Annotated in this window: 11 protein-coding genes; 2 read left to right on the forward strand and 9 right to left on the reverse strand. The window is 43.9% G+C overall.

The window, feature by feature from the left end; all coding sequences use genetic code 11:
• Positions 1–234: 234 nt before the first annotated feature.
• Together NSQ68_RS22270 and NSQ68_RS22275 are read right to left on the reverse strand one after the other, a co-directional pair.
• The gene (locus NSQ68_RS22270; RefSeq protein WP_250240455.1) at positions 235–405 is read right to left on the reverse strand and encodes a hypothetical protein; all 171 of its coding nucleotides are present in this window, start codon (positions 403–405) and stop codon (positions 235–237) included.
• An 18-nt stretch (positions 406–423) separates the two neighbouring features.
• Entirely contained in the window at positions 424–618 is a 195-nt protein-coding gene (locus tag NSQ68_RS22275) for an H-type small acid-soluble spore protein (protein ID WP_342427210.1), read from the reverse strand.
• Positions 619–820: 202 nt separating this feature from the next.
• Between NSQ68_RS22275 and NSQ68_RS22280 the strand changes: the two genes are divergently transcribed.
• Positions 821–2,020 (forward strand): macrolide family glycosyltransferase, encoded by a 1,200-nt coding sequence (locus NSQ68_RS22280; RefSeq protein ID WP_342427211.1) that lies wholly within the window; start codon positions 821–823, stop codon positions 2,018–2,020.
• Positions 2,021–2,096: 76 nt separating this feature from the next.
• Here the strand turns inward: NSQ68_RS22280 and NSQ68_RS22285 are convergent, their stop codons facing one another.
• The 5 genes from NSQ68_RS22285 to NSQ68_RS22305 form a co-directional block, all read right to left on the reverse strand.
• The gene (locus NSQ68_RS22285) at positions 2,097–3,512 is read right to left on the reverse strand and encodes a glycoside hydrolase family 32 protein (protein ID WP_342427212.1); all 1,416 of its coding nucleotides are present in this window, start codon (positions 3,510–3,512) and stop codon (positions 2,097–2,099) included.
• A gap of 83 nt (positions 3,513–3,595) precedes the next feature.
• A complete protein-coding gene (locus tag NSQ68_RS22290) occupies positions 3,596–4,423 on the reverse strand; it encodes a carbohydrate ABC transporter permease (protein WP_342427213.1) in 828 nt (275 codons plus the stop codon).
• Entirely contained in the window at positions 4,423–5,307 is an 885-nt protein-coding gene (locus NSQ68_RS22295; protein ID WP_025723175.1) for a sugar ABC transporter permease, read from the reverse strand. Before NSQ68_RS22295 ends, NSQ68_RS22290 begins: the two co-directional genes overlap by 1 nt.
• A gap of 59 nt (positions 5,308–5,366) precedes the next feature.
• Entirely contained in the window at positions 5,367–6,692 is a 1,326-nt protein-coding gene (locus NSQ68_RS22300; protein ID WP_342427214.1) for an ABC transporter substrate-binding protein, read from the reverse strand.
• 164 nt (positions 6,693–6,856) lie between these two features.
• A complete protein-coding gene (locus tag NSQ68_RS22305) occupies positions 6,857–7,834 on the reverse strand; it encodes a LacI family DNA-binding transcriptional regulator (RefSeq protein ID WP_322252795.1) in 978 nt (325 codons plus the stop codon).
• A 489-nt stretch (positions 7,835–8,323) separates the two neighbouring features.
• Between NSQ68_RS22305 and NSQ68_RS22310 the strand changes: the two genes are divergently transcribed.
• Positions 8,324–9,037, forward strand: a complete 714-nt coding sequence (locus tag NSQ68_RS22310) for a glycoside hydrolase family 16 protein (RefSeq protein ID WP_342427215.1) — start codon at positions 8,324–8,326, stop codon at positions 9,035–9,037.
• A gap of 293 nt (positions 9,038–9,330) precedes the next feature.
• Here NSQ68_RS22310 and NSQ68_RS22315 read toward each other — a convergent pair whose 3' ends face one another.
• Together NSQ68_RS22315 and NSQ68_RS22320 are read right to left on the reverse strand one after the other, a co-directional pair.
• Positions 9,331–10,068, reverse strand: coding sequence for a hypothetical protein (locus tag NSQ68_RS22315; protein ID WP_342427216.1), 738 nt, complete (start codon positions 10,066–10,068; stop codon positions 9,331–9,333).
• A gap of 210 nt (positions 10,069–10,278) precedes the next feature.
• Positions 10,279–10,416, reverse strand: coding sequence for a hypothetical protein (locus NSQ68_RS22320; RefSeq protein WP_342427217.1), 138 nt, complete (start codon positions 10,414–10,416; stop codon positions 10,279–10,281).
• Positions 10,417–10,728: the final 312 nt, after the last annotated feature.

Here is a 10,728-nt window from a genome sequence, read left to right on the forward strand (position 1 = left end):
TAAATTCGGCTTTTCAACTTAATAGAGATAATAGCACTATGACGGCCTGGTCCATTTAGTTTGAACAGAAATCATTTATATATTATTTTACAAAAAAACGAAAAGAAAAAAACGTACACATGGGCAGCTTCACTTGTACGTTTGGGCATTGAATACTTTTTGTTCGCTAACATCCAAGTTATGCACCATATAAAAAGCACGCAGCAGGTTATCCTGTGCGCGCTTGACCACTTACTATTCTTCTTCCAACTCATCTGGTACATCGTATTTATTGATATGTGAAGTCATTGCTGCAACGGCTTCGCTGGCATTCGTTGTGGCCGGTACTTCTCTGACCACATCATCCGTCTGATCACGAAAGTTCAAACGATCTGCCTCAATCTCTTTCTGTTGATTCGGTTTCATTTTTCATGTCGCTCCTTTCTATTCAAGGGTCTGATCTCGTTCTGTTAACGCGTACAAAGGTACTTCTCGTTCCTCTTCCGGGTTGTTCAGCGCATAGATCCGTGCCGTCTCACGCTGTTCATTCACATGCTGAATATAAATGGGTTGCCCATCACACAACACATTCGCCATTATGGAAGAGGACGCTATTTCTTGCGCTCTTTGAACATTCACTTAGAAAAAACCTCCCTTGCTAAGTAGAGTTCCCCCTTACTATGCACGAGGTAAATATTTGTTATGCACATTCATGCCAACATGTTTTTCATGATCATGAAAGGATATCATTTGAAAAAATAAATATTATTGTTATTATAGATTAAGAGATTCAGTGAAAACTGCAATCTTAAATGAAAGGGAAGGAAAGGAGTAATGATGGATGTTAAACGTATTAATGGTTAACTTTCCGGCAGAAGGACATGTGAACCCTACGCTCGGGATTACGCAAGCCTTTGCAGCGCGGGGGGACCAGGTACATTACATTACAAGTGAGAAATACAAGGACAGACTCGAAGCAGTGGGAGCAACGGTTCACCTGCATCCCGATCTGATCAGGACTGCTTCCATTAATACCAGTACTCCGGCTGGGGTGAACGCATTTATGAATATTCATATCCAAACTTCGATGGACATATTAGCAATCACCAAACAGCTGGCTAAAAGCATTGATTTTGATTTTGTATTCTATGATAGATTCGGAGCCGGGGAATTAGTTAGAGATTATTTGAATATCCCTGGTATTGCTTCATCACCATCCTTTTTAATTTCAAAGAATCAGATGGCTAGTCATCTCTTTCGCTCTAACGCTAAGGTGCCGTTTGAGCTTGATGAACAGGCCACGGCTTCACTGCATCTTATGAAAGAAAGATTCGGTGTTGCTCCCAAAGATATAGTTCAATTTATGACCAATACAGGGGCACTGAATGTTGTATATACCAGCCGATATTTCCAACCGGACGCCGACCGCTTTGGTGAAGAGAACCTTTTTATCGGTCCCAGCTTCCCTGAGCGCAAAGGAGAACATTCTTTTCCTTTAGATCGATTACAAAATAACAAGGTTCTCTACATTGCGATGGGAACGGTTCTGGATCATGTTGAGGACTTTTTTAACACCTGTATTGAAGCCTTTTCCGATTTTGAAGGAGTCGTCGTGATTGCAGCTGGCGAGAAAGCCGACTTTACGAAAATCAATCCGGCCCCTGAGCACTTTATCATTTCGCCCTATGTTCCTCAATTGGAGGTATTGCGTCATTCAGATGTGTTTATTACTCATGGTGGAATGAACAGCGTAAATGAAGGGATTCACTTCAATGTCCCCTTGGTCGTTCTGCCTCAGGACAAGGATCAGCCGATGGTCGCGCAGCGATTAACGGAGCTTCAAGCTGGCTATCGAATAACCAAAGACGATATCAATGTACAATCGCTAAGAGAGGCCGTACGTGAAGTGTTGTCGAACGCAGTCTATAAAGAGGGCGTACAAAAAATAAATGAGAGCTTCCAGCAATCCGGCGGTACAGAAGAAGCCCTCACCAAAATTGATGCTTATCTTGATGCTTATCTGCAAAATAAGCGCGCCTAAAATCCCACGAGCAAAATGGCCACAAAAAAACAGGAGCCCTGACCATCAATGGTCGGGTTCCTGTTTGTATGCATTTCTATGTGGATATATCCCACTTCTGAAACGAAGCCATCGTACACTTTCCGCTCGCGAACGCTCGAATGCCCGTAGATTCCACTCCCGGATACACTCTTCCTGTGAGGACGTATTCACCGTCGCCGATGAATATTTCCACAGAGCTTTTATCGACAAAAATCCGAAGCTCCAGACGGCCCTCGTTCAAGTTCAAAGGCACTCTTCTCTCTCCGCCCGGTCCGATACCGGCACGCTCACGGTTAAAACGGAACAGACCGTCTTCGGGACGATACGATAGTACAGTCTCCTCTTCGTCGCCCACCCGCAGCTTCAAGCCGAATTCATCAGTATTACCAGCCTCGAATTCAAATACCGCCTTCAGTTCGTAGCTATCTCCGAACGTGTCCATGATCTGCTCGCCTGTCAGCAAGATATCCCGCTGCTCGAACAGATTGGATCGGTAATTTTCAACCTCATCAAGCGGACGGAACAGCAATCTGTCGTGATCGATTACCGCTTGCCGCGGAAGACTCATCGCACCCGCCCAATGATGTCCCTGCTGGGTCGGCATCTCCGACTCCCACATATCCATCCATCCGATGATGATACGCCGCCCTTGATCATCCAAGGTTGACTGCGGGGCATAGAAATCAAATCCGTGGTCCACCTGAGCATACCGTTCTGCTGTAAATGTACCGTTCACGGAATTGAATTCACCTATACCGTACATGGTGGAATGCAGATTGCGGTAAGCCTCTCCCTGCGCAGGCATGCGCTGCGGAGACAGCATGAATACGTGCCGATCACCGAGCGGGAACAAATCCGGGCACTCCCAATTATCGCCGAAGCGTCCGTCACTTACAGCCAGCACATTGACATACGTCCAGTTTCTCAAGTCTTTAGATCGGTAAAGCAGTACAAGCCCGTTCCCTTGGGCATCATTAGATCCAAGCACGACGTAGTATTGATCTTCGTGCCTGAACACCTTGGGATCACGGAAATCTTTGCGGCTGACCGTGTCCGGTATGGCGTCATAACCGATGACCGGGTTGCCCTCCCACTTTTCGAACATTACTCCGTCTTCTGATACTGCAATTCCCTGTGACTGCTTGTAATCCTGATCTTTGTCAGGCCCGGTCACAACATGTCCGGTATACATCAGGACAAGCTTCCCGTCCTGCTCAATCGCACTGCCAGAGAAGCAGCCATCCTGGTCGAACTCGCCGTCCGGTGCCAAAGCAACCGGCAGATAATCCCACTTCATAAGATCGCGGCTGACTGCATGTCCCCAGTGCATCGGTCCCCATACTGATTTATACGGGTAATGTTGATAGAACAAGTGATACTGCCCGTTATATTGAATGAAGCCGTTCGGATCATTCATCCAGCCGAATTCAGCCATTAAATGGTAGTTCAGCCGATAATCCGGCCTAAGCATATGCTTCGATTGGGAAATAAATTGATCTGCACGCTCTCTCGTATACGTTCTAGTCTGTTTGATAAGGCATCCTACTCCTACAATTATTTAATCGAACCTTGCATAACACCCTGAATAATATACTTCTGGGCGAACAGATAGATGATAATGATCGGAAATATCGTCAGTACCAAACTTGCCATCAATGGACCATAGTCCACTGTATAGGTTCCATAAAAGTTGTACGTGGACAACGGAAGTGTCCTTTGCTCCGGATCGACCAGAATGAGGGAAGGCAGCAGAAAATCATTCCAGATCCACAGCACATTGAGAATGGAAATGGTGGCAGTCGTGGGCATCAGTACCGGAAACACGATCCGGAAGAATGTTTGAACCCGCGTGCAGCCGTCAATTAGCGCAGCTTCCTCCAGTTCTTTTGGAATACTCTTTACGAAACCATGATAAATGAAGACGGCCAGCGAGCTGCCAAAACCGATATACATGTAAATCAGCGACCACTTACTGTTCAGCAGATCAAGTGACCCGTAGATTTTCACCAATGGAATCATGATAGCCTGGAATGGAATGATCATGGATGCAACCATCAGCATAAATGTATATTGGTTGAACTTGGTGTTGTTTCTGACAAAATAATGAGCTGTCATCGCCGCAAACAGTGATATAAACAGAACGCTTAACACCGTTATGACCAATGAATTGGTGAAGGCAGCGATGTAATTCATTTTATCAAATGCATTCATATAATTGACCATACTGAAGCTCTCTGGAAGCGATAACGGATTCGAGGTGATGGCCATGTTTTCCTTGAACGAATTGATCAGCAGAAAGACGAACGGTACGATGAACAATATGAGTATGACTGTCAGCACAATGAATTTGATTACGGAGGAAGCAACTCTATTTCTTGCCATTACGCCTCCACCTCCAACTTCTTACTAAAATAAACCTGAAGCAGAGTGATGAGAGCAACCATCAGGAACAACACGAATGCTTCTGCTTGCCCCACACCATAATCACGGGAAAGGAATGCCTTTTCATACACATGCATCGACACCATTTGAGTACTGCTGAACGGCCCACCTTTCGTGAGCGCAAGGTTCACGTCATAGACCATAAATCCGCGTTGCAGGGACAAAAATATACATACGATGAAAGAAGGAACCATCAAGGGCAATACCATTTTCCGTAGTCTGGTCCAACTGTTTGCCCCATCGATGCTTGCGGCCTCCATAATATCATTGGGCACACCCGTCAATCCTGCGATGTAAATGACCATCATGTAACCCGCGTTCTGCCACACGGTTACAATCACGAGTGCCCAGAACGCTTTGTCGGGATCAGCCAGCCAAGTCGTGCTGAGCGACTGTATGCTGGCATGTTGTCCCAAATAGACAAGCACGTTGTTGAATATAAACTGCCAGATAAAACCGAGTACAATGCCCCCGACAAGGTTGGGCAGGAAAAATCCCGCCCGGAAAATACTCTGCCCTTTTAACCCTTTAGTCAGCACATAAGCCAGCATAAAAGCGATCACATTGATAAGAACAACGGTATAAAACACATACTTGAGCGTCAAGCTGAACGATTTCCAAAACTCAATATCTCTAAAAACAGCCAGATAGTTTTGGACGCCAACCAGCGATAGTGTGGTGGAAATACCATCCCAGTTTGTGAACGTCAGATAGATGCCATACAAAAATGGAATAATCATTACCGTTATGAAGGCAAACAAGGTTGGGCCGGTAAACAGCAGCCGCGTCCGCAGCCGGTTCCATACTCCTTTTTCCGTAATCATGATGACCCCTCCCTTTGTTCCGGGTTTCTCTCTCTATTCTAGGTAATTTGAAAACAACCTTATTTAACGGTTTTCCAGTAGTTTTCGATTTCTTTAACCAGTGTTGCACGATCTCCCTGTTTCGCCAGATACTTTTGCATGGAGGATCCTGTCTTAGACCAGTGGTCCGCAGGCAGCATGCTCATCGACTGCTCTGACTTGCCTTTTGCAATATAATCCTGGATGGACTTGCCAAGCGGGTCGGCCGCAGGCAGTGTAATATTTTTGAACGCCGGGATAATGTTCGCTTGGTTCACCAGGAAATCCTGGCCTTTCTCATCATATACGATCCAGTTCAGGAACTTCTTCGCCGCATCTTGCTGTTCTGGAGTAGTCTTCTCCTTGTCAATAACAATGCGCTTGGAAACAGCTGATGAAATTTCCTGATTGCCGTAGTCATCGGCATTGTTACTGATGGGTACAGGCAAGAAACCATATTCTTTGTTAGCCGTATCAAAACTGTTGATTTGCGGCCATGCCCAGTTGCCCATGAACCAAATGCCAACTTCACCTTTGCCGAGCAGCTCCGGTCCGCGTTCATAAGCTCCTGCTAGCGGAGAAGCCTGATCGATATTGTATTTCATCATGAGGTCGAATGTATCCATAAGTCCGTTAAATACAGGATTATTAGCCAAGTCAGCCTGGCCTGCTTTTAGTGACGCCATGAATTTGTCCACTTCAGCCATGTCTTTGTTCTGGCCTGCATAAGCAAGAGGCAAATAATGAGCGCCCAGAGACCAGTCCATTGGTGAAATCACCAATGCTTTCTTACCAGATGTCTCGATCTGCTGAAACAGTTTTTCAAGGTCATTTCGGGTTTTAATTGTGGTGGGATCGAAGCTTCCACCTACCGCTTTATCTACAACGGCTTTGTTGTAAATAAATCCGTAGCCTTCAACAGCCAGTGGGAACGCGTAATTTTTGCCGTCAACCGTCGTAGCTGAGGTAGCGTTTTCAACAGTGTCCTTATTCCACTTTTCTCCGCTCAGATCGAGGATACGGTCCTTGAATTTCTCCACATCACCTGTATCTAGCATGATCATGGTCGGCGGGTTTCCAGATGCGTACAATGCGGAGGCACGCTCAAAAGGCGATCCACCAGTCGGAACCGGCTGGATTTCAACAGTAATGCCCGGATTGTCTTTCTGGAACGCCTTGGCGGCTTCCTCCAGCTGTGGAAGGATTTCGCCTTTGGAGTTCAAAAGCGTAATCTTCACATTTTTCGAATCCGCTGATCCCCCTCCAGAAGCCGAATTACCTTCTCCACCGGAGCCACCGCATGCAGACACCACCATAACTAAAAGAAGCAGCATTACCATCCATTGAACTCTTTTGAATTTCCTCATTGTTGTCATCCCCTTATTTATATAATGGCTCTGAACGCTTAAATAAAACGCTTACAAACGGATTATATGTCAAAGGTTTAAGTTGTGTCAATCGTTTGACATGTTAATCTCTCAACATGTATTAAAAAAAATCTGTTCCCCTTGTTAGAGGAACAGATTTTCATTCAGGTCGTTGCACGCTCAATTAGTTCAACAGGCAACAGATTGACAGGTTGTACCTGCTCCCCTTCCGCCTGTCTGCGGATCAGCTCGACCGCCAGCCTGCCGATCTCTGCAATCGGCTGTCTTACCGATGTAAGTTCCGGCGTCAGCCAGGAAGCAACGCTTACATCATCGAAGCCTACAATACGCACATTCTCTGGCACATGCCTTCCAGCGCGAATATATTCCTTCAGCGCGAAAGCAGCAATAATATCACTTGTTGCGAACACCCCATCCACATCCGGATGTTCATGAACGAGTTTTGAAATGATCCGCTCGTACTCCTTCTGGTCGAACACATTCAAGTCCGTTTGAACAATCACATGCTGGACATTATGCTTGCCCACCACATCCCGGAAGGCTTTGGTTCGTTCATTGGACAGCATGTTCAGCTCCAGATTTCCGCAGATATGGGCAATTTTCCGGCAGCCTTTGCGAATGAGCAGCTCCGTAGCCAGCTCGCCTCCGCGATAATTATCCGAGGATATGTAAGGAATATACGGGTCAATCTGCCTATCAAACGTCACGATCGGTGAATTCAAATGTCGGTACTCTTCTACTTCTAATGTATGACTACCCATAATGATGCCATCCACCCGGTTCCGCTTCAACATATCAATATACACTTTCTCCTTCACGGGATCCATATGTGAATTGCACAGCAGGACCTTGCAGCCATGCTGATAGGCGTAATACTCAACCTGATTGGCAAGCTCACTGAAGAAAGGATGCGAGACATTGGGAATAATAAGGCCAATAATATTGGACTGCTTACGTAGCAGAGATCGTGCTATTTCATTTGGTTGGTAATTAAGTTCTTCCATTGCGTCGAACACTTTTTTGCGTGTAGTTTCGCTGATATATCCCCGGTTATTCATTACACGGGATACTGTAGTGACCGACACACCCGCTTTTAATGCTACATCATGAATTGTCGCCATATTAACCTCTTCCCGTACAAAATAAATACATACAAACTATACTCTCTCCTCATCATTTCAACAACTTTACATAACGGAAGCCTCATAATGGCCGTCAATGTTAGATGACTGAACTTTGCGAATCCCAAATTAAAGGTTAAAATTTCTCTAAACCATAATGATAGCAAAACCCCCTTAAAAAAGTCTTGCTATCTTTTCTTTAACCATCCTTCTTTGATTCAACTTCCAGATGTAGGCGCTCTAGTTATCGGGGTGAGTAGCGGCCCAGTGGGTTTATTTTCAAACTACAACTTGACAAAATTTAGGTTTTTTTAAGATTATGTCTCAAGCGTTAAGTTTGCTATTGTGGACGACTCCATATCAAGCTACAATGAATATACCAAGCATGTAAGCGCTTTATATTTTTGGGTAAGTCAGTCAATACTTGAAATAATGTATCATTGTCAGCCGTTTCTTTCATGTTTGGTCAATCTTTTATGGAGGTGTAAAATGAAGCAGAAATCTTGGTTTACTTTACTGGCAACTGGAATTGTCTCTCTGTTTTTTTCGGTAAGCGTTTATGCGGGGAATGTTTTTTGGGAACCCCTTAATGGTTTCAATTCGGGTGCATGGCAAAAGGCGGACGGATATTCCAATGGGAACATGTTTAATTGCACTTGGCGTGCCAATAATGTCAATTTTACGAACGATGGCAAAATGAAGCTTGGCTTAACAAGTTCTGCGTACAATAAATTTGACTGTGGAGAGTATCGATCGACGAACACTTACAGATACGGCTTATACGAGGTCAGCATGAAGCCTGCTAAAAATACAGGGATCGTATCTTCCTTTTTTACGTATACGGGACCTACTGATGGCACGCAATGGGATGAAATAGATATTGAATTTTTAGGCAAAGACACGACAAAAGTACAATTCAACTATTATACAAACGGGGTCGGTGGTCATGAGAAGATTATCGATCTGGGCTTTGATGCATCAAGAGGCTTTCACACCTATGCATTCGATTGGCAGCCAGGGTACATTAAGTGGTATGTTGACGGGGTTCTAAAGCATACGGCAACTACGAACATACCAAGCACGCCAGGCAAGATTATGATGAATTTATGGAATGGCACTGGTGTTGACGACTGGCTAGGTTCGTATAATGGAGCGAATCCGCTATACGCTGAATATGATTGGGTAAAATACACGAGCAATTAGCCCGTAGTACAAAAGCAGCCCTGTAGTGGCTGTTTTTTTGATGATGCCTTGATTCAGCCATGTTCCGGCCATGAAGAAAATCGCTGGAAACCTATTCAAAGCTGGCGATCACCGATGCGCAGTTTGAATATAATCAGGTATTTAATAAATCCCCAGTTTAACCCATACGTTTGCAGGTGGTGTCAGCGACGCTGGTACTCCCCCGTATAAACCAGAAACGAACCTAGACTCGCTGCTTTATTGAACTTACTTGCTCCGTTAGCACGGATTCATTCTGATGCTCTATACTGCAGTCACGATAATTGGCTGATTCTTTGTAATGTTAGGTTATTATCCATTTTTATTTTATTAAATTCTTCTATCAAATCTCTTACTAATTCATTATTCACTTTCAATGAAGCCATTATATCTCTAGCTAGTTTATTAATTCTCTTTTTTTGTTCGGATAGCTTGATTTTACTTAATTCTTTAAATAGTGAACTTATGGAAGGTAGATTACTATTCCAGTCTCCTGATTCTAATACTGAAAGAAACGTTTCGGCATAATACCAAAAGTCTTCTCCAAGAGCTTCACGTTTCCTTTTTATCTCTTGATACCCTGGAACTAAACATACTTCGGTTTGGACATCTTTGTACTCTAATTCAGCAAATTTATAGATTGATTTTCCGCTAGCAATAATTTTCCTGATTATACACCTTTTATAAGGATAACTATTTGAAGGTGTAATTAAATATTCAAACTCACTCATTTTTAAGTTCTGAAGCCAATTTTCAAAATTCCCTTTTGTTGCCAAGGCTAAAGAATTTATAACAGTTGGAACTCTTCCGTCATCTAGTGAATTCAAACTATCGTAATCGCCCCTTTCATCATATTCTTCGTAATCGAGTTCAGTTCCGTTAACGTCTTCTTTTCTAATTGTTGATTCTTCCTCTTCAATGTTATAAACCAGTTTACCAATTGCAGGTACAGGTATTATATCCTCTTCGTCTGTAATCGTTCTAACTTTATAAATTCCATTATAGAGCCGCACAGTCTTCGTGCCATCATACGATATTAAAAAACCTAATGAGGTGAGCCTATTGTTCGTTCAATTAACCGTGAGTGAGATAATGATCTGAAAACAAAAAAACTGGCACAAAAAAAATCTGGGTGGTAGTTTTATCCAGCAGTTATTCCAATGCCTTAGATATTCTCACTAGCGTTACATAAAACATTGACAGACAATTCAGATAATTAGCATCTACCATGAGAACCAAAAGGTCGAGCAGCCATGCCTAGACAAAATCTGCATAGCCAGCCGCTCGAAAACCTGCTGGAGCAGGTCCTGATCCACCTGATTATGCTTGCGGCATAATTGTGCCGGTGAGATCGATTCCAAGCCTAGCATTCCTGTTGAAATTCCTTACTCAGAACGTCGTCGGCTATCTCTCTCAGCCCTTCCCGCGGCCTATTTCGGCCATTGTATTTCGGAACTTTTCCCCTATGAGGTAGTAGTAAACGAGTAGCCGCGGCGCACGTTTTAGATATCTGTATTTCTTCCTGTAGTCTTCGTGTGCCTTTTGTTGTTCTTCTGGTGTCATAGTCAAAAGATTAAACTCGTCTGCAACGATCGGCAATTACTTCTTTTCGTTTTTCGGGTATTCGGATTTTATGGTGGAATTATCTCTGTTTAAATGGTTTGATTCTTAGT

Origin of the sequence: Paenibacillus sp. FSL L8-0158 (assembly GCF_038592965.1) — a bacterium.
In the GTDB taxonomy this organism is placed as follows: domain Bacteria; phylum Bacillota; class Bacilli; order Paenibacillales; family Paenibacillaceae; genus Paenibacillus; species Paenibacillus polymyxa_D.